Origin of the sequence: Algoriphagus sp. AK58 (assembly GCF_014324365.1) — a bacterium.
In the GTDB taxonomy this organism is placed as follows: domain Bacteria; phylum Bacteroidota; class Bacteroidia; order Cytophagales; family Cyclobacteriaceae; genus Algoriphagus.
On sequence record NZ_QEIG01000005.1, the window covers coordinates 157713 to 175905 of the forward strand.

An 18193-nucleotide genomic window follows, 5' to 3' on the forward strand; every position below is an offset into this window, starting at 1 on the left:
CCGTTTCTCTAATTTTTTTGGACTTCCTCAAATTCCTGACTCAATTGCTCATAAGCCCATCAATTCTGTTAATTTTGTCACCCGATAAAAAGTGCCCATTTCAAGGGCCGAAATAAGATTTTATACTAACTGCACCTCAGACCTTCCATGGAAGCTAAGAAAATCCGGAGTACCTTCATCGAGTTTTTCCAATCCAAACAGCATCAGTACGTTCCTTCATCTCCCATTGTGGTCAAAAATGACCCGACACTCATGTTTACCAATGCGGGGATGAACCAATTTAAGGACGCATTTCTCGGTAACGAAGTAGCCAAATATCCAAGAGTTGCCAACTCACAGAAATGCCTTCGGGTCAGTGGTAAGCACAATGACCTCGAAGAAGTGGGAGTGGACACCTATCATCACACCATGTTTGAGATGCTCGGCAACTGGTCTTTTGGAGATTACTTCAAAAAGGAAGCCATAGAATGGGCTTGGGAGCTACTTACTGAGGTATATAAGCTTCCTAAAGATCGGCTTTATGTTTCTGTTTTTCAGGGAGATGAAGGTGATAAGCTAGAAAAAGATCAAGAAGCCTATGACCTCTGGAAAGGCATTGTGGCGGAAGATCGGATCATCATGGGCTCCAAGAAGGATAACTTCTGGGAAATGGGCGACACAGGACCATGCGGACCTTGCTCTGAAATCCATGTTGACCTTAGGTCAGAAGCTGAAAGAGCTGCAATAGCTGGGCGTGATTTGGTCAACAATGATCATCCGCAGGTGATCGAAATATGGAACTTGGTTTTCATGCAATTCAACAGGTTGGCTGATGGAAGCCTCAAAGAACTTCCTGCCAAGCATGTGGATACAGGGATGGGCTTCGAGCGACTGGTTCGGGCGATCCAAATGAAGTCGTCCAATTACGACACCGACCTTTTCGGTCCGTTTATAAAGGCCTTGGAAGTTAAGTCCGGGAAGACCTATGGTAAAGATGAGCCTACGGATATTGCTTTCCGAGTGATCGTAGATCATATCCGTGCAATTTCATTCACCATTGCCGACGGCCAAATTCCTTCCAACAATAAGGCAGGCTACGTCATCAGACGCATTTTGAGGAGAGCGGTTCGCTATGGATACACCTTCTTGGGCTTCCATCAGCCGTTTTTATATGAACTGACTCCTTTGATCGCGGAGTATTTTGGGGATATTTTCCCTGAAGTAAGGGCTCAGCAGGAATTTATAGCCAAGGTGATTCAGGAGGAAGAAACGTCTTTCTTGAGGACTTTGGACAATGGTCTGAAGATGCTCGAGTCCATCAAAGCCGAACTTTTAGCCAAGGGAGAAATGGTGATTCCTGGTAGAACCGCCTTTGAACTCTATGACACATATGGTTTTCCGTTGGATTTAACCTCCTTGATAGCAAGGGAAAATGGTTTCTCAGTGGATGAAAAGGGATTTGCCGAGGAAATGGAAAAACAAAAGACCCGTTCTCGCGCTGCTTCCGAACAGGAAACTGGTGATTGGGTATTTGTCCATGAGGATACCGGAGTTGAGTTTATTGGATACGACTTTACTGAAACGTATTCACACATTATCAAGCATAGGACGATCACTGATAAGAAAGGAGATCGTTATCAATTGGTATTGGACAAGACTCCATTCTATGCGGAAAGTGGCGGACAGGTTGGAGATACGGGCTGGTTGATCTCAGACAGCGAAAAAATCCGTGTCATCGATACCAAAAAGGAAAATGACTTGATTGTCCATTTTGTGGAAAAGCTTCCTGCCAATCCGGAGAAGCGTTTTTCGGCAGAGGTAGATAAAGAAAAGCGTCAGCTCACCATGAATAACCACACGGCTACCCACCTGCTTCAGTCTGCTTTGAAGGCAGTTTTGGGAGATCACATTCAGCAGCGTGGTTCATTGGTTAATGAAAATTTCCTTCGTTTCGATTTTTCTCATTTTGGAAAAATGACCGATGAGGAAATTGCCCGTGTTGAAGAGATCGTCAATGCTAAAGTCCGAGAAAACATCGCCCTTATCGAACAACGCAATGTGCCAATTGAAGAAGCCAAGAAAATGGGAGCAACTGCACTGTTTGGTGAAAAATATGGAGACTTTGTACGTGTGATCACTTTTGACAAACAATTCTCTGTGGAACTTTGCGGGGGTACTCATGTGCCGTTTACCAGTCAGATTGGGTTGTTCAAAATCACTTCAGAAGGATCTATTTCATCGGGAGTAAGAAGAATCGAAGCCATCACATCCAAGGCGGCCGAGTCGTATTTGCGTGAGCAGGAAGTTTTAGTAAAAGAGCTTCAGGAGTTGTTGAAAAATCCCAAAGACCTGAAAAAAGCCGTGGAATCCCTGATTCAGGAGCGCAACGAACTCAAAAAGGAAATTGAAGGGTTACACTTGGAAAAGGCAGCGGGAGTGAAAAACCAGCTCCTGGGACAATTTGTAGAAAAAGACGGAGTAAAGATTCTCATCGCTCAGGTGGAACTTCCGAATGTCGATTCTTTGAAAAAATTGGCTTATGAGCTTAAAAATGAAGTATCTAATGCCTTGGTAGTTTTGGCAGCCAATGTCGAAGATAAACCACAAATTGCCGTCATTTTAGAGGATGAGTTAGTAGCTTCCAAAGGTTGGAATGCCGGTCAATTGGTCAGAGAATTGGCCAAAGAAATCCAAGGCGGTGGGGGAGGTCAGCCTTTTTTCGCTACCGCAGGTGGAAAAGATCTGGCTGGATTGGGAAAAGTTGTCGTTAAGGCAAAAGAAATGTTTTTATAATCGCTGAAAGTCCAGGTAATGTTAAGGGAAGAAATCAAGAATAAATATCAGTTAGTGGTTGGGCTGGAGGTCCATGCCCAGCTATTGACTGAAAGTAAGATTTTTGCATCTGATTCTACCGAGTACGGCAATCTGCCCAATCGTCAGGTATCCGTGATTACCCTTGGACATCCTGGTACCTTGCCTAAACTGAATAAAAAAGTCATTGAATATGCGGTCAAAATGGGCTTGGCCTGCAATTCAGAAATTACCAGATATACTATTTTCTCCAGAAAAAATTACTTCTATCCGGATCTTCCCAAAGGGTTTCAGATCACCCAAGACAAAGGACCAATCTGTGTAGGAGGCGTTGTTCCTATTATCCTTTCTGATGGAACTGAGAAGGAAATTCGTCTCAATCGGGTTCACATGGAAGAAGATGCCGGAAAATCAATCCATTTAGCGGGAGAAATAGACACGTTGGTCGATTTCAACCGTGCCGGTACTCCTCTCATCGAAATCGTTTCAGAGCCTGATATTCGAACCTCCGAAGAAGCTTACGCTTTTCTGACTGAGATTAAAAAAATAGTCAAATACTTGGAAATCTGCGATGGAAATATGGAGGAAGGGTCTCTTCGATGCGATGCCAACGTTTCCGTGATGCTTAAAGGTGCTACGCAGTACGGGAAAAAAGTGGAGATAAAAAACATGAATTCTTTTCGGAATGTGGCCCGTGCAATAGAACATGAATTTGAACGTCAGGTTGAATTGATTGAAAGCGGAGAGACGATCGTTTCAGAAACACGTACGTATGATCCTACCACCGGTTCCTCTAGCAGCATGCGCACCAAGGAGGATCTGAATGATTACCGGTATTTCCCCGAGCCGGATTTGAGCCCGGTAGTCATCTCCGAAGAATGGCTCAATTCCATTAAAAGTCAAATGCCAACCCTTCCCAAGGAATTGTATCATAAGTTTATGGATGTGTATGGTTTGCCATCCTACGATGCAAGTTTCTTGACTGAAGCCAAAGAAATAGCGTTGTGGTTTGAAGAGCTTTGTACGAAAACTACCAACTACAAAGCCGCTTCTAATTGGGTTATGGGTCCCATCAAGTCTCTTTTGAATGAATATGCCTTGCATATCAAGGATTTTCCAATCAAAACTGAAACTTTGGCAAACTTAATCGCTTTAATAGATGATGGGAAAGTCTCTTTTACTGCGGCTTCTCAAAAAATCTACCCTGAGTTGGTAAAAGCGACGGGAGAAGCTCCCTTGGATATTGCCAAACGTCTCAATTTGATTCAGGAAAGTGATGAAGGATCCTTAAAACCCATAGTTGAAAGTGTTCTTGCGGAAAATTCCGGCAAAGTGGCTGAATATAAATCCGGAAAAAAAGGCCTCATGGGCATGTTTATGGGCGAAGTGATGAAAAAATCCAAAGGAAAGGCTGACCCAAAAGTGGCTACCAAATTGTTGACCGAATTATTGGAAAATTAATACTATGCGAAAAATTATGATTGGAGTATGGATTTTAGCCACCATGGCTTTTTTCTCTTGTGGAGAAAATAACTCTGCCACCGAAGGCAAAGTCCAGATCACGGGCAAAATTGAAAATGCACCTGAAGGCTTAGTCGTATTAACTCAATACACAGATAGCAGACCAAAAGTGTTGGATACTTTGGAAGTAGATTCCAAGGGGGAGTTTTCTTATGATTTGGAAGTCACTTCACCTACATTTTATGAGTTGAATCTGTACGGTCAACGTGCCGTAAAACTGGCTCTTTTCAAAGAAAATGTAGATGTAAAGTATAACTTCTCGGACCCTGCCAGTCTTCAGATAGAGGGTTCTCAGGATAGCAAAGAAATGCTTAAGCTGGAAAAGCTTATGGAAGAGTACCAATTGACTGTGAATGCCCTGAATGAGCAATACTATGAAGCCATGAGCAAAAATGACTCAGAAGCTATCAAAAGAATCCAAATGGAAGCGATGACTTTGGAATCCCAACAAGCAGAAAAGGTCAAAGAAATGATCAATAGTATGGGAGATTCCTTTGCTTCATTAGCTGCTATTGGCTTGCTAAATCCGAAAAACGATTTTCCTTTTATCGATGAATTAGTCAGCAAGCTTAACGAAAATTATCCAGGCACGATGTCTATCATGCAAATGAAGCAGCAATTGGATGAGATGAGAGCTCTTTCCGTTGGGCAAGTAGCTCCTGATTTTGAGCTTCCTGATCCAAATGGGAATATGGTTAAGCTTTCTGATTTGAGAGGAAAGTATGTCCTGATCGATTTTTGGGCAGCTTGGTGCAAGCCTTGCCGTCAGGAAAATCCTAATGTTGTGAGACTTTACAACCAGTATAAGGATAAAGGATTCGAAGTTTTTGGAGTGTCTTTGGACCGTACCAAAGAAGATTGGGTAAAAGCAATCGCTGATGATCAGTTGACTTGGACCCATGTGTCGGACCTCAAGTACTTCAATTCTGCTGCTGCGGAGCTTTACAAGATCGAAGCTATTCCTGCCACCTATATGATTGATCCTGATGGAAAGATTATAGCAAAGGATCTTAGAGGTCCGAGTTTAGAGAATAAGTTAGCCGAACTTTTTGACTAAAAGCTCAAAGTCTTTAGAAACTCAAAAGCCTTCTGATTTCCAGAAGGCTTTTTTTATGAGCAGAAATTAAGTTCTAAAGAAAAGGAAGGAGAAAAAGTTACCAAACAGTCCTTCCTTTAAAAGTCGCTTCATTTAAAAAGGATTAGCAAAAGTTGTTTATCACCCGAGACAAAACTAATAAAAAGATTCAAAAGAAAAACAATTCTAAAATTATTCTTTTTTTATCTAATTGTAATATTTTAATAATTATGTTGATTTTTCCGATAAGATGATTATTGAATGCTGATTTTTATTCGGGAATCGAAGGATTGGGCATGGGCTTAAATAAAAAAGCCTGCCAAAAAAAGTGGCAGGCTTAAAGTGAAATATTTGTTGGACGTTATTTTTCTATTTTTTCATAGCTGGCAATTACTCCCCTTACCATTGCAGAACTAAAACCTTGATGCTCCATTTCGTTGAGTCCCACAATGGTACATCCTTTTGGTGTGGTCACTTTATCAATTGCAGCTTCTGGATGGATATTTTTTTGAATCATGAGTTCTGCTGCCCCCTTCACGGTTTGGTTTACAATTTTGCTTGCTGTAACTGAATCAAACCCAATTTGTATTCCGCCCTGAATCATGGCTCTCATAAACCTGAGTACATAGGCAATGCCACAAGCGCCCAAGACAGTCGCGGCTTCCATTAGATTTTCATCAATTGTAATGGTATGGCCAATGGCATCGAAGAGTTCTTTTACCAAATCGACTTGGGAGCTTTTTGCATTTTGGTGACAGATGCAGGTAATGGACTCTTGAATATCTGCCGCAATATTGGGCATCGCCCGAAAAGTAACCGTGTTGGTATCGATGACCTCGTACATTTCCCTCAGCGTAATACCTGTAGCCAGCGAAATGATGACTTGTTTGGCGGGATCAAGAGCTGAATTGATTTCCTTAAGGATAGTCGCCACATTGTAGGGTTTTACCCCCAAAAGGATTAGATCGGCCTCTCTTGCGGCTGAAAGATTGTCTGAATGGACATTTACACCTCTAGAAGAAAATTCAGACAGGCTTTCTGTATGCCTTTTGGTAAGGGTTAGTTGGGAAGGGGAAAATCCCTCCAAACTCAACAGCCCATTGGCAATAGAGGTACCAAGGTTACCACAACCAATGATAGCTATTTTTACTTGCGAAATCATGAATTGATTAATTTTAACTAGGTTTAATTGAATAAAGGTAAACAAAATGGCTATTTTATTGATATTTTTCGAATGATATCTTCTATTTTTTGCTAGCTGTAAAATTTAAGAGACACTATTGTTGGATTGTAGGTTTGACTTGGCTGTCAGGCTAAATTCAGGAACTTGAGTTGGTGGAATTAGATGGGATTCCGCATGCTTTTTTAAAAGTTCAAGTCTTTTTGGCCTATGCCTTGTTTTTGAATAAGACTTCTGCTCTGAAAATTTTACCTTTGTTGGTTCTGAACCCTTAATAAATGCCCAAACTGATTCGAATTACAACTGTTCCGCTTTCCCTCAAACTTTTACTTGCTGGACAGATGAAGTTTATGAAAGCGCAGGGGTGGGAGGTGATCATGGTGAGTTCGGATGGTAGAGAGGTGTCTCAGGTAGTGAAAAATGAAGGAGTTCGTCATGAGGTAATTCCCTTTACCCGGAAAATCACCCCATTCCAGGACTTGAAATGTATCTGGCAGCTTTACAATCTTTTCAGAAGAGAAAAACCAGACATCGTTCATTCCCATACTCCTAAGGCAGGACTTTTGGGAATGATTGCAGCTAATCTTGCCGGGGTTAAAATCAGGATTCACACCTTAGCCGGTATTCCCGCCATGGCTGCCGAAGGAGGAAAAAAGACACTTCTCGAAAGCGCCGAAAAATGGACCTATGCCAATGCTACAGAAGTCTGGCCCAATTCTCAGGGCCTATACAAATTTGTGTTGAACCAAGGCCTAACTAATGAGGCAAAGCTAAGACTGATCGGAAAAGGTTCTTCCAATGGAGTGGATTTGGAGAGATTTAGACGGGAATCTCTTAAAGAAAATCATCTCGTAGCTGCTACCATGCGTATTATGCCCGGGGAGGATGACTTTATAATTTTGGCAGTCGGTCGATTGGTAAAAGATAAAGGGATTGAAGAATTGGTTTCAGCCTTTGTCAATTCCAAGATTGTGAGCATGTCCAAATTGGTTCTTTTGGGAGCGTTTGAACAAGAACTGAATCCTCTTTCTCAAGAAACTATCCAAACTATTCGGGAGCATCCCAAAATCGTACAGATTGACTGGAGCGATCATGTTTCTCATTATTTGGCTTTAGCGGATGTATTGGTTCATCCTTCGCACAGGGAGGGTTTTCCGAATGTCCTTCTGGAAGCCGGTGCCATGAATGTTCCCGTGATTTGCTCTGATATCATCGGGAATACCGATCTCATATCACAACAAAAAACCGGATTGATTTTTCCGGTGAAAGAAGCTTCAGTATTAAAAGAAGCACTTGAATTTGCGTATGTGAAGAGGGAAAAGATGGCCCAATATGCAGACAATCTCTACAATTTAATTTTGGAGCATTACGATCGAAAAAAGATTCATCAGGAAATTTTTAATAATTACAAGCGCCTCTTGAAGGCCGCTGAAATGGTGGAATAGTATATATTTGGGCTTAGATCAAATCCTGAACTTTTCTTTATGAAATACCTCGTGACCGGTACTGCCGGATTTATAGGTTTCCATGTAGCAAAATACTTAATAGACCGTGGGGATGAGGTGGTTGGTTTGGATGTCATCAATGACTACTACGATGTAAATCTGAAATTTGACAGACTGGGTCAACATGGGATTTTAAGGTCATCAATTCAATTGGGTAAGTTGGTTCAATCTGAAACTTTGGACAATTATCGATTTATCCAGCTCGATTTGGCTGAAAAAGAACCCTTGATGAGACTTTTTGAGCAAGAAAAATTTGATGTTGTCATTCACCTTGCTGCTCAGGCTGGGGTCCGGTATTCTCTGACTCATCCTGAGGTCTATATTCAAAGCAATATTTCTGCATTCCTAAATATTCTGGAATGTTGCCGTTTTCATCCGGTAAAGCACTTGGTTTATGCCTCTTCCAGCTCGGTGTATGGATCCAATGAAAAGATGCCTTTTTCTACTTCGGATTCGGTAGACCACCCGATTTCTTTGTATGCGGCATCAAAAAAGTCAAATGAGCTCATGGCTCATACCTACAGTCATTTGTTTGGAGTCCCTACTACAGGTTTGCGGTTTTTCACGGTCTATGGACCATGGGGTAGGCCTGATATGGCACTTTTTCTCTTTACTGAAGCCATATTGAAAGGCGAGCCAATCAAGGTATTCAACTATGGGAAAATGAAGCGTGATTTTACCTTCATCGATGATATTGTCAAAGGTGTCATAAAAGTCGCCGATAGACCGGCAAAACCAAATCCTGATTTTAATCCCCAAGCCCCCGATCCCGGAAGCTCCAAAGTGCCTTACAAAATTTACAATATCGGTAATTCATCTCCTGTTTTGCTGATGGACTACATTCATGCGGTGGAAAAGGGGCTGGGTAAACAAGCAAAAATGGAAATGCTTCCTTTACAACCGGGTGATGTTCCTGCCTCTCATGCAGATGTAGAAGATTTGGTGAGAGATACGGGGTATAAACCGGATACTTCTATTGAAGATGGAGTAAAAGCATTTACAGATTGGTATTTAAGTTATTATAAGAAATAAGATGTCAAAAACTATTTTAATAACAGGTGGGGCTGGCTTTATAGGAAGCCATGTAGTCAATCTTTTTGTTACTAAATATCCAGAATATAAAATCATCAACCTGGATGCCCTCACCTATGCTGGAAATCTCGAAAACCTGAAGGAAGTCGAGCATTATCCAAACTATGTGTTTGAAAAAGCAGATATTCAAGACGCAGATGCTTTGGATATTATTTTTGAAAAACATGGCATTACCGACGTAATTCATTTGGCTGCTGAGTCTCATGTGGACCGTTCGATCACAGATCCTTTGGCTTTCGTCAAAACCAATGTTTTTGGTACGGTGAATTTGTTGAATGCAGCTAAAAAAGCCTGGGCTGGGCAATTGGATCAACACTTGTTTTATCATGTTTCCACTGATGAGGTTTATGGTTCACTGCATGAGGGGGGCTTTTTTGTAGAAACAACCCCTTACGATCCTCAGTCTCCTTATTCAGCTTCCAAGGCTGCCTCTGATCATTTTGTGAGAGCCTATGCCAACACCTACAAAATGAAGACTGTGGTGTCCAACTGCTCCAATAATTATGGTCCGAATCACTTTCCTGAGAAATTGATTCCTCTTTGCATCAATAATATTAAAAACATGAAGCCACTTCCTGTTTATGGAAAAGGTGAAAATGTAAGGGATTGGCTGTTTGTAAAGGATCATGCGAGGGCCATAGATACCGTATTTCATAAAGGGAAGGCGGGAGAGACTTACAACATCGGTGGATTCAATGAATGGAAAAACATTGATATCGTGAGGCTGCTATGTAAAAAGATGGATGAAAAGCTCGGCAGAGAATCAGGTACATCGGAGAAGCTGATCACCTTTGTTCAGGATCGTGCAGGCCACGACCTGCGCTATGCGATTGATGCAACCAAAATCCAAAAAGAATTAGGCTGGGAACCAAGCCTGCAGTTTGAAGAAGGGATAGACATTACGATAGATTGGTATCTCCAAAACGAAGAGTGGCTTAATCATGTCACGTCGGGAGCGTATCAGGATTATTACAAAGAGCATTACGGAAATGCATAAAATGGCAAAAGCCCCGAGAATCGTCACTCTTGGGGCTTTCTTTTTAGTGAAGTTTTTTTAATCAGTAAAGAGTTCTGAACCGGATAGTTCCCGGGATATTTTTCAATGCCTCGATCGCATCTGCTTCATAGACCTTGTCAATATCTGTGATCACATAACCGATCTTTTCGTTGGTTTTTAGGTATTGTCCTACAATATTGATGTTGTAGCCTGCCAATACTTGGTTGATTTTTGCCAAAACTCCGGGTTCGTTGTGATGGATGTGAATCAGTCTGTGAGCGTCTTTAAGGAAAGGCAACTGGATATTAGGGAAATTGACCGAGTTATACGTATTGCCGGTGTTGATGTATTCCATGATTTTGCTAGGTACAAAACGGGCAATGTTTTCCTGGGCCTCCAGGGTACTTCCTCCGATGTGAGGCGTCAAAATCGTATTGGGTAATCCCTTGAGTTCTGATTCAAACGGCTCCTTGTTGTTTTTTGGCTCCTCAGGGAAAACATCCACTGCACAGCCGGCCAAATGACCGGAGAGTATTGCTTCTCTAAGTGCTGGAATATCTACCACATGACCGCGACTAAGGTTTACCAAGATGGCACCGGGCTTCATCTTGTTGATTTTTTCCCGGTCAATCAAGCATTTGTTTTCTTTCCTGCCATCCACATGGAGAGAAATGACATCGCAGGTACTTAGAAGTTCATCCAAGGAGCTCAGTTTAGTTGCATTGCCCAAAGCTAACTTTTCGATGACGTCATAATAGAAGACATTCATTCCCATGTTTTCCGCCAATACCGAAAGCTGTGCACCAATATTTCCGTAACCTACGATTCCAAGCTTTTTACCCCGAATCTCGAAGGAACCGGTAGCAGATTTATCCCATTTGCCCTGGTGCATTCCAACGGATTTATCTTGAAATCTTCTCATTAGGAAAATAATCTCAGCTATGGCCATTTCCACAACAGATCTTGTGTTGGAGAAAGGAGCATTGAAAACAGCTATTCCTCTCTTCTGACATTCCTCCAAATCGATTTGATTGGTTCCGATACAGAATGCGCCTATAGCAAGCAATCGGTTGGCATTTTCCAAAACCTTTTTGGTCACGTTTGTTTTGGATCGAATACCTAAAATGGAGATGTTTTTGATTTTTTCGCAAAGTTCATCTTCGCTCATTGCGCCGGTTGCAACCTCGACTTGATAGCCTTCTTCTTTCAGCAATTCTACCCCTATAGGATGAACATTCTCCAGAAGCAGTACCTTGATCCGGCTTTTGGGATAAGAAAATTTAGTATTCAATTTGTTGATGTATAAAATTTCGTCAAAACTAGGAGCAATGTGGTCAGCCTGGCTGGTAACCCTTGGCCGGTGTACATTTTCAGTGAAGGCATAAAACTTATTGGCCAGACCGGAGGCTTTGATTTCATAGTCAGTATAACCATCCCCAATTACGAAAATTTCCCCTTCTAAATTGACGTTTCGAATGGTCTCTGCTTTCCCGTTGTTTTTGGATAAGGGATTATCACGGTTAAAGTCAATGATTTTTCCGTTTTCGTCATAGACAAAGTCGTTTGCAAAAACATTTTCTTTTTGAATTCCATATTCACCAACAATGGGGATAATGAAATCCTTGAAACCGTTGGAAATAATGTAAACATCCTTGCCATTGTCTTTTAACCATTCCTTGTTTCGTTCAAAGGACTTGGATACTTTCTGCCTCAAACGTTCAATCAATTCTGCAATTTGAGACCGATTGGCTTGGAGTATGTTTAGTCTTTGTTCGAGACTTTCCCTAAAGGTAATTGTCCCTTCCATTCCTTTATCCGTAATATCTTTGATAGCTTGAAGCTTGGATTCTTGGTCAGGGTCACTTTTTAAGCTGATTTCTCCTAATATATCCAAGGCTTCCACTTGGGTAAACGTACTGTCAAAATCGATAATGAATTTTTTGGTGTAAGGCATAAATGCAGGGTCAATAGGTCATCGAGATTGTAAAATTACAGGATTGTTAAAAAATCCGAAGATTTATTGATGGAATTAATCAAAAACTTTTCTTGAATTAATAAATTTCAAAAAACTATCCTTGAAACCAAAAAATCTTCAAAGAAGAAGGAGGTTTGAATGTAGAGATTTTTCACTGTACTGGTTTTTGGCTTATTTTTGAGTCTAAACAAAGCAAACTATGAAAATCACAAGCTTGGTTATCCTTACAGCCATATTAGGGTTGTCCGCATCCTGCCAAAAAAACACTGAAGGTTCTCAAAAAACCACCTATGAAGTAGTAGGGGAGGCCGAAGTAGTTCCCGGCAACTATGGGGACCTTATTGAAGATAATGAAGTGCTGAGCACGGGTGAAATGGTAGCAAAAGTAGAGGCTGAGGGTTCTTTCTCAGGAAAAATTTCGGGTGAAATCAAAGAAGTCTGTACCAAAAAAGGCTGTTGGTTTGCGATGGAACTACCAAACGGAGAATCCATGCGTGTGACCTTCAAAGATTACGGGTTTTTTATACCGACTAATTCCCAGGGTTTCCCCATCGTCATGGAAGGTGTAGCAACTCTATCCGAGACCGATGTGGAAACGCTCAGACACTTTGCGGAGGATCAAGGGAAATCAAAAGAAGAAGTGGAAGCTATAACCGAACCCAAAAAGGAAATTACCTTCGAGGCTACCGGAGTGGTGATCAAACCTAAAGCATAATGGCGATAGCATTGGACAACCTGAGAGTGGGGAGGATATACAAGTTGGTCAATCAGGGTGAGGTTCGAAAAATCGAGATCATGTCCCGGATTTCTGGGGAGAATTTCAAAGTGAAGGATTTGGATACTTTGGAATTTTACACCTTGCAAGAATTACTCCAGTGGGGGAAAGGGAAGGATTACGATTTGGAAGAAATAAGATAAAAAAGGGGCATCAAGCCCCTTTTTTAATGAATTGCCCGAAAACCAGGCTCATAGATTATTCTCAAAAATGATCCAAGCCCGGCATTGGGTTGACGGAGTGGGATGGCCGAAACAATTCCAACCATAAGATTTTCAGCAAGACCAAGCCTCATTTGGGGTCGTAGTGTTGAAAGAACCTCTCCTCCATGGATTTCCTGATTGACTTCTAAACCGATAAAGTTCCGGGTTCCAGTCACCATGTAATGAAAATTCAGGTTGATTTGAAAGGGAACAGTACTTTTGTGGTCAAACTCCTTAATGATTCTTGGTCCAGTGTAGATCAGAGTATGGTAATTGCTGCCCCAGCGTTTGGCAGCAACCAAGAATGGATTGAAAATATTTCCTCTCCATGCTTGCTCCTTTCCGAGTCTGTTTAGGTCCACAAGTTCAAATTCGTGGATATAGCCTAATGCAAGTGATACATTTCTTTTCTCCGAAACCAAGAAGGTAAACTGAGAAGCAAGTTTGAGTGACTCAAGTCTATTTGAAGGGGCTTGGGTTTCTCTGCTTCCGTTCCTAAAGGAGTAAAAACTGAATGGAAGCTCCACTTCAAATCCCAGCCTATCCACTGGAGCCCATTCGTATTCAATGAGTGCATGGAATTCGTCAAATCTTCTTTTATCCTGCATTCCCATTGCCACATTCCATTCTTTTTCGCCTTTTCTGGCTCCCAGATCGCGGATCAGGTCAATGTAAAGGGGTTCGGCATGAAGAACTTTTGGTTTTTTTAAGGGACCAGCGTTCTCTATTTCCTCTAAAAAAAGGCTATCCAATTGTTGTCTTTGGCTTCTGATACTGTCTTGCTCTGTTTGGCCAAATGAAATGAATGTCCATAGCCAAAAGGCTACGAAAATGTAGTTTTTCATAAATGATTGATTGATTTTGTACTGATTTTTGGAAGATTAAATCAGCAAACATCAGGGGGTGGGGTTCCCCGTGATAGAAAAATCGAGGGTAATAAATCTGTTTTATCCGAAGGTTTTTGGATTAAAATGGGAGACCCAATGATCCAGGTAATAAAAAAATCCGGAGAGCAGATCAGTTTCAAAGTCTTAAGATTTTGATCCTCCTGTTCTGTGCCGTTATCAGGAATGATATCCGAATCTCCTTCCATGCCCCATTCAAAGACCATTTCTGAGATGGTGTCAACAGGATCTTCCAATTCCTGCTTTTTTTCGGAAAAATTAACACACAGGTTGATAAAGTTTAAAGTGACAAGAATAAACAATAGTTTACCGAGGTAGCCAGAACGGAACCCGGAAAGTAAACTGTTATTTTTTGCCACTCTCATGCCTCAAAGGTACGAATTAGGTGAAATCGAGTTTCTAAAAAAACATTAAACGGGGAGGTTGGGTAACTCAGGTCACAATTTCTGGTATTCGAATCCTCGTAAATTCAAAGAAAAATCAGGTGTATATGTCAAAGAGTTTAGGATTAGCCATAGCTAAAGCGAAATGTCCACATTGTAGAGAGGGAAACCTTTTTCCGGTTGCACCTTTCAGTTATCGAAAGCTTTCGGCAACTAACAAACACTGCGAAGTCTGTGGGGTAAATCTGATCCCTGAACCTGGATTTTATGATGGAGCCATGTACATCAGCTATGCTTTTTCAGTTGCTTTGGTCATTACTTCCTTGGTTGCAGTGACCGTATTGGTCGAGGAGCCAGAGCTATGGATGTATTTGACAACTGTGGTCGTGCTTAATATTTTTCTTTTACCGGCCATGCTTCGATATTCCAAGACACTTTATCAATATGGAGTTGGTAAGTTGAAATTCCGAGGATTTTAACGCTGGCTTTTTTTTAGATCCAAGTTTCGGTTCTCATCGCAGATAAGTACTATCTTTTGCATCGAGATCAATCGATGGATTTAAATGAAAGTTTGGCAAAAAAAGGTCATCATTCATGGGATGGCTTATTTCTACACAGCGGCAGGAATCAACCATTTTATTGCTCCGGATTTTTATTTGCCGCTGATTCCCCCCTTCTTTTCCCAGCCTGAGCTAATTAATATTATTGCAGGCATTACGGAGATCTTATTAGGTATGGGAATTCTATATTTTCCCACCAGAAAAAGGGCGGCATGGGGAATCATACTGCTCCTTCTGGCTTTTATTCCTTCTCATGTTTATTTCATTCAAATAGGCTCCTGTGTGGAGGATGGGCTTTGTGTTCCTGAATGGATCGGCTGGCTAAGGTTGATTCTTATTCATCCTTTCATGATTTTTTGGGCATTTTGGATTGGTAAAAATCCTCGGATTTATGGATAAAAATGTTTTTGGAGAACCATTGATTCCCTGTAGTCTCAATCCGATCACAGGCTTTTTTCGGACAGGTTGTTGTGAGACTGGGGCATTGGATTTTGGAACTCACACCGTTTGTGCGGTAGTTACTTCAGAGTTTTTGGAGTTTTCGAAAAGTCGTGGAAATTATTTGATCACTCCGAGGCCAGAATATGAATTTCCCGGGTTAAATCCAGGTGATAAATGGTGCCTCTGTGTATTGAGATGGTTGGAGGCATTTAGGGAAGGAGTAGCTCCATTGGTTGTGTTGGAGGCTACTCATGAGAGGACATTGGAGTTTGTATCCATTAAGGATTTGATTTCCAAGGCTTGGAGGGGATGATATTAAAATAAACTTATTGTTATTATTACTAACAATAATAAAAGAATTGCAAACTTTTTGAAAGTATTACCCGTTTAGAAGGATGTTTTGTACATCCTGAAAGCATGGAATCAATTCTAAAAAAAATCCGAGTGGAGGTGAGCTCCAACCTCTACCTTAAAGAGCCCTTCAGTTCTGAGCTTGGTGTGATGATCGTTCGGGAAGGTTCCCGGATGATTCAGGACTTGGGAATGGAGCAGTTTACGTTTAAGAAGTTAGCAAATCAGATTGGAAGCACTGAAGCGGCAATTTATCGATACTTTGAAAATAAGCACAAGCTGTTATTATATCTAAATGCTTGGTATTGGGCTTGGTTAGAACATAATCTGGTTTTTGCAACGGTCAATTTGATCAATCCCGAAGAAAGGCTTTCTGTAGCCCTTCGGTTGATGGTAGATGGACCAATTTACCGTCAAAACGATTTTTTAGATCCTGATTCTCTCCGAAACATAGTGGTCAATGAGTCCATTAAAGGTTATCTTACCAAAGAGGTGGATGATGAGCACGAGTCGGGGATTTTCTCTCAGGTCTATAAGTTTAGCGAGCGAATCGCCTCCATCATCAAGGAAATTAATCCGGATTACCTTTTTCCAAAAACACTGGTTTCTACTATCATGGAATCCAGTCTCTTACAGTCCTTTAATTCCCAGCATTTGCCAGGAATGACCGAAGCAAAGCCTAATACTGGGGATCGATATCAGTTTTTCCACCAACTTGTGACCAAAGCCATATCATAATGCAAAGCACATCAGGTTTAACACCGGCCAAAAGGTTTTTCGGTCTCCTGAAAGAGGAGAAGAATCAAGTATATGCCATCTATTTTTACGCAATTCTAAATGGATTGATAACCCTTTCCTTACCACTTGGGATTCAGGCAATTTTGAACTTTATTCTAGGGGGTAGGATCACCACTTCTTGGGTAATTCTTGTGGTTATAGTAGCGTTAGGGGTAATTTTTGGAGGTTTTCTCCAGATCTCTCAGCTCCAGATTATGGAAAAGTTGCAGCAGCGCATTTTTTCCAAGTCAGGTCTGTCCATTGCTTATCGACTGCCGAGAGTGAAAACAGAGATTCTCCATGGAGAATATGGACCTGAGATCGTCAATCGGTTTTTTGATACAGTCAATCTTCAAAAAGGAATGGCAAAAATTCTGATTGATTTCTCGGCTGCGTTGCTTCAGGTGATCTTCGGATTGTTGCTTCTTTCGGTATATCATCCTACGTTTATTCTTTTTGGAATAGTGTTAATCGGGATTTTGTCCTTGATTTTTTATTTCACTGCTCCACAAGGTATGGAGACCGCCCTCAAGGAATCCTCTTACAAATACCAGACAGCCTATTGGCTCGAAGAGGTGGGGAGAACGCTCAATTCCTTCAAACTTGTTGGAAATACCCGACTTCCAATCCTTAGGGCAGACAAGCTGATTCAGAAATATGTAGAATTCAGGTCCAAGCACTTTAGTGTTCTCATCTTTCAATACAAGGTGATGATTGTGTTTAAGGTCTTGATTGTGACAAGTTTATTGTTGGCAGGCAGCTTGTTATTGATTAATGATCAGATTTCAATTGGTCAGTTTGTGGCGGCTGAAGTCATCATTGTTTTGGTTGTAAACTCTGTCGAAAAACTTATTCTCTCTCTGGAGACGGTTTACGATACCTTGGTTTCGGTAGAAAAACTTGGGCATGTCATGGATTTGGAATTAGAACATCATGGTCCAAATGAAAAGATCGTCCAGTCCAAACCTGAAGGATTAAAATTTTCCTTACAGGATGTGGTTTTTCAGCCAGCAGATTCTCCAGCGCCAATTTTGAATGGGGTTTCCTTGACTATCGATCCAGGTAAGAAAGTTGTGGTCACAGGACAAAGTGGAAGTGGGAAAAGTGCCATGATGGCGCTTTTTTCTGGATTGTATGAAGAATATGAAGGAAAGGTCTTGGTCAATGACTTATCCCTTGAATACATCAATCTGGAGAAATTCAGAGCGATGGTCGGAGATTTTCTGGAGCTACAGCAGATATTTCATGGGACTATCAAAGAAAATATCCTAATGGGCAGAGATTATGACCAGAGTCAGGTGGAGTATATACTGAACCTCGTAGGATTAAATGATTATATCTACCAGCAACCAGCCGGACTTGATACCATGCTCCAACCTGAAGGAAAAGGTTTGTCCAAAACTTTGGCACATCAGATCCTTTTGGCCAGAGGATTAGTAGGGATGCCCAAAGCCTTGATTATGGAAAATGTGCTCCGGTATGTAGATCCTCAAATTCAGGAGAAGGTGATTGATTACATCATGAAAGGTCAGTGGACATTGCTGATGGTATCTGACGACGAAAAGGTGCTGCAAAAAGCCGATGAAATAATCCTGATGGATAAAGGTAAACTGGTGTTTCAGGGGAAATACGAAGATTTTAAAAAATTCAAAAAATAAGAGGC

At 41.3% G+C, this 18193-nt stretch carries 17 protein-coding genes; 13 read left to right on the plus strand and 4 right to left on the minus strand.

Annotated elements, in window-relative coordinates:
* Nucleotides 1-147 precede the first annotated feature (147 nt).
* The 3 genes from alaS to DDT91_RS04410 are packed head-to-tail and all read left to right on the plus strand — an operon-like array spanning nucleotide 148 to nucleotide 5368.
* Nucleotides 148-2772 (plus strand): alanine--tRNA ligase, encoded by a 2625-nt coding sequence (alaS, locus tag DDT91_RS04400; protein WP_187174922.1) that lies wholly within the window; start codon nucleotides 148-150, stop codon nucleotides 2770-2772.
* A gap of 18 nt (nucleotides 2773-2790) precedes the next feature.
* Nucleotides 2791-4251, plus strand: a complete 1461-nt coding sequence (gene gatB / locus DDT91_RS04405) for an Asp-tRNA(Asn)/Glu-tRNA(Gln) amidotransferase subunit GatB (RefSeq protein WP_187174923.1) — start codon at nucleotides 2791-2793, stop codon at nucleotides 4249-4251.
* 4 nt (nucleotides 4252-4255) lie between these two features.
* The gene (locus tag DDT91_RS04410) at nucleotides 4256-5368 is read left to right on the plus strand and encodes a TlpA disulfide reductase family protein (protein WP_187174924.1); all 1113 of its coding nucleotides are present in this window, start codon (nucleotides 4256-4258) and stop codon (nucleotides 5366-5368) included.
* Between the two features lie 379 nt (nucleotides 5369-5747).
* On the opposite strand, the gene proC is transcribed toward DDT91_RS04410, so the two are convergent.
* The gene (proC, locus tag DDT91_RS04415) at nucleotides 5748-6548 is read right to left on the minus strand and encodes a pyrroline-5-carboxylate reductase (protein WP_187174925.1); all 801 of its coding nucleotides are present in this window, start codon (nucleotides 6546-6548) and stop codon (nucleotides 5748-5750) included.
* Between the two features lie 296 nt (nucleotides 6549-6844).
* On the opposite strand from proC, the gene DDT91_RS04420 reads away from it, so the two are divergent.
* The 3 genes from DDT91_RS04420 to rfbB are packed head-to-tail and all read left to right on the plus strand — an operon-like array spanning nucleotide 6845 to nucleotide 10160.
* Nucleotides 6845-8011 carry a glycosyltransferase family 4 protein gene (locus DDT91_RS04420; protein WP_187174926.1) on the plus strand — a complete coding sequence of 389 codons (1167 nt, stop codon included), beginning with the start codon at nucleotides 6845-6847 and terminating at the stop codon, nucleotides 8009-8011.
* A gap of 39 nt (nucleotides 8012-8050) precedes the next feature.
* Nucleotides 8051-9103 (plus strand): NAD-dependent epimerase, encoded by a 1053-nt coding sequence (locus tag DDT91_RS04425; RefSeq protein ID WP_187174927.1) that lies wholly within the window; start codon nucleotides 8051-8053, stop codon nucleotides 9101-9103.
* A 1-nt stretch (nucleotide 9104) separates the two neighbouring features.
* Nucleotides 9105-10160, plus strand: a complete 1056-nt coding sequence (gene rfbB / locus DDT91_RS04430; RefSeq protein ID WP_187174928.1) for a dTDP-glucose 4,6-dehydratase — start codon at nucleotides 9105-9107, stop codon at nucleotides 10158-10160.
* A gap of 61 nt (nucleotides 10161-10221) precedes the next feature.
* Here rfbB and serA read toward each other — a convergent pair whose 3' ends face one another.
* Nucleotides 10222-12114 carry a phosphoglycerate dehydrogenase gene (gene serA / locus DDT91_RS04435; protein WP_187174929.1) on the minus strand — a complete coding sequence of 631 codons (1893 nt, stop codon included), beginning with the start codon at nucleotides 12112-12114 and terminating at the stop codon, nucleotides 10222-10224.
* A gap of 220 nt (nucleotides 12115-12334) precedes the next feature.
* Between serA and DDT91_RS04440 the strand changes: the two genes are divergently transcribed.
* On the plus strand, nucleotides 12335-12850 hold the full coding sequence (locus tag DDT91_RS04440; RefSeq protein ID WP_187174930.1) for a DUF4920 domain-containing protein: 516 nt from the start codon (nucleotides 12335-12337) through the stop codon (nucleotides 12848-12850).
* Nucleotides 12850-13053, plus strand: coding sequence for a hypothetical protein (locus DDT91_RS04445; RefSeq protein ID WP_187174931.1), 204 nt, complete (start codon nucleotides 12850-12852; stop codon nucleotides 13051-13053). Before DDT91_RS04440 ends, DDT91_RS04445 begins: the two co-directional genes overlap by 1 nt.
* A gap of 23 nt (nucleotides 13054-13076) precedes the next feature.
* Here the strand turns inward: DDT91_RS04445 and DDT91_RS04450 are convergent, their stop codons facing one another.
* On the minus strand, nucleotides 13077-13958 hold the full coding sequence (locus DDT91_RS04450) for an HAEPLYID family protein (RefSeq protein ID WP_187174932.1): 882 nt from the start codon (nucleotides 13956-13958) through the stop codon (nucleotides 13077-13079).
* 41 nt (nucleotides 13959-13999) lie between these two features.
* Entirely contained in the window at nucleotides 14000-14383 is a 384-nt protein-coding gene (locus tag DDT91_RS04455) for a hypothetical protein (protein WP_187174933.1), read from the minus strand.
* A gap of 125 nt (nucleotides 14384-14508) precedes the next feature.
* On the opposite strand from DDT91_RS04455, the gene DDT91_RS04460 reads away from it, so the two are divergent.
* The 5 genes from DDT91_RS04460 (at nucleotide 14509) to DDT91_RS04480 (ending at nucleotide 18188) form a co-directional block, all read left to right on the plus strand.
* On the plus strand, nucleotides 14509-14880 hold the full coding sequence (locus tag DDT91_RS04460; protein ID WP_187174934.1) for a DUF983 domain-containing protein: 372 nt from the start codon (nucleotides 14509-14511) through the stop codon (nucleotides 14878-14880).
* An 84-nt stretch (nucleotides 14881-14964) separates the two neighbouring features.
* Entirely contained in the window at nucleotides 14965-15360 is a 396-nt protein-coding gene (locus tag DDT91_RS04465) for a hypothetical protein (protein ID WP_187174935.1), read from the plus strand.
* Nucleotides 15353-15715, plus strand: coding sequence for a DUF2237 family protein (locus tag DDT91_RS04470; RefSeq protein ID WP_187174936.1), 363 nt, complete (start codon nucleotides 15353-15355; stop codon nucleotides 15713-15715). Before DDT91_RS04465 ends, DDT91_RS04470 begins: the two co-directional genes overlap by 8 nt.
* Nucleotides 15716-15819: 104 nt before the next feature.
* A complete protein-coding gene (locus tag DDT91_RS04475) occupies nucleotides 15820-16491 on the plus strand; it encodes a TetR/AcrR family transcriptional regulator (RefSeq protein ID WP_187174937.1) in 672 nt (223 codons plus the stop codon).
* Nucleotides 16491-18188 carry a peptidase domain-containing ABC transporter gene (locus tag DDT91_RS04480; RefSeq protein ID WP_187174938.1) on the plus strand — a complete coding sequence of 566 codons (1698 nt, stop codon included), beginning with the start codon at nucleotides 16491-16493 and terminating at the stop codon, nucleotides 18186-18188. Before DDT91_RS04475 ends, DDT91_RS04480 begins: the two co-directional genes overlap by 1 nt.
* Nucleotides 18189-18193: the final 5 nt, after the last annotated feature.

Excerpts from the sequence above, each read along its gene's own strand:
- alaS (WP_187174922.1), top strand. The coding sequence starts at position 148 with ATGGAAGCTAAGAAAATCCGGAGTACCTTCATCGAGTTTTTCCAATCC.
- gatB (WP_187174923.1), top strand. The coding sequence starts at position 2,791 with ATGTTAAGGGAAGAAATCAAGAATAAATATCAGTTAGTGGTTGGGCTG.
- DDT91_RS04410 (WP_187174924.1), top strand. The coding sequence starts at position 4,256 with ATGCGAAAAATTATGATTGGAGTATGGATTTTAGCCACCATGGCTTTT.
- proC (WP_187174925.1), bottom strand. The coding sequence starts at position 6,548 with ATGATTTCGCAAGTAAAAATAGCTATCATTGGTTGTGGTAACCTTGGT.
- DDT91_RS04420 (WP_187174926.1), top strand. The coding sequence starts at position 6,845 with ATGCCCAAACTGATTCGAATTACAACTGTTCCGCTTTCCCTCAAACTT.
- DDT91_RS04425 (WP_187174927.1), top strand. The coding sequence starts at position 8,051 with ATGAAATACCTCGTGACCGGTACTGCCGGATTTATAGGTTTCCATGTA.
- rfbB (WP_187174928.1), top strand. The coding sequence starts at position 9,105 with ATGTCAAAAACTATTTTAATAACAGGTGGGGCTGGCTTTATAGGAAGC.
- serA (WP_187174929.1), bottom strand. The coding sequence starts at position 12,114 with ATGCCTTACACCAAAAAATTCATTATCGATTTTGACAGTACGTTTACC.
- DDT91_RS04440 (WP_187174930.1), top strand. The coding sequence starts at position 12,335 with ATGAAAATCACAAGCTTGGTTATCCTTACAGCCATATTAGGGTTGTCC.
- DDT91_RS04445 (WP_187174931.1), top strand. The coding sequence starts at position 12,850 with ATGGCGATAGCATTGGACAACCTGAGAGTGGGGAGGATATACAAGTTG.
- DDT91_RS04450 (WP_187174932.1), bottom strand. The coding sequence starts at position 13,958 with ATGAAAAACTACATTTTCGTAGCCTTTTGGCTATGGACATTCATTTCA.
- DDT91_RS04455 (WP_187174933.1), bottom strand. The coding sequence starts at position 14,383 with ATGAGAGTGGCAAAAAATAACAGTTTACTTTCCGGGTTCCGTTCTGGC.
- DDT91_RS04460 (WP_187174934.1), top strand. The coding sequence starts at position 14,509 with ATGTCAAAGAGTTTAGGATTAGCCATAGCTAAAGCGAAATGTCCACAT.
- DDT91_RS04465 (WP_187174935.1), top strand. The coding sequence starts at position 14,965 with ATGAAAGTTTGGCAAAAAAAGGTCATCATTCATGGGATGGCTTATTTC.
- DDT91_RS04470 (WP_187174936.1), top strand. The coding sequence starts at position 15,353 with ATGGATAAAAATGTTTTTGGAGAACCATTGATTCCCTGTAGTCTCAAT.
- DDT91_RS04475 (WP_187174937.1), top strand. The coding sequence starts at position 15,820 with ATGGAATCAATTCTAAAAAAAATCCGAGTGGAGGTGAGCTCCAACCTC.
- DDT91_RS04480 (WP_187174938.1), top strand. The coding sequence starts at position 16,491 with ATGCAAAGCACATCAGGTTTAACACCGGCCAAAAGGTTTTTCGGTCTC.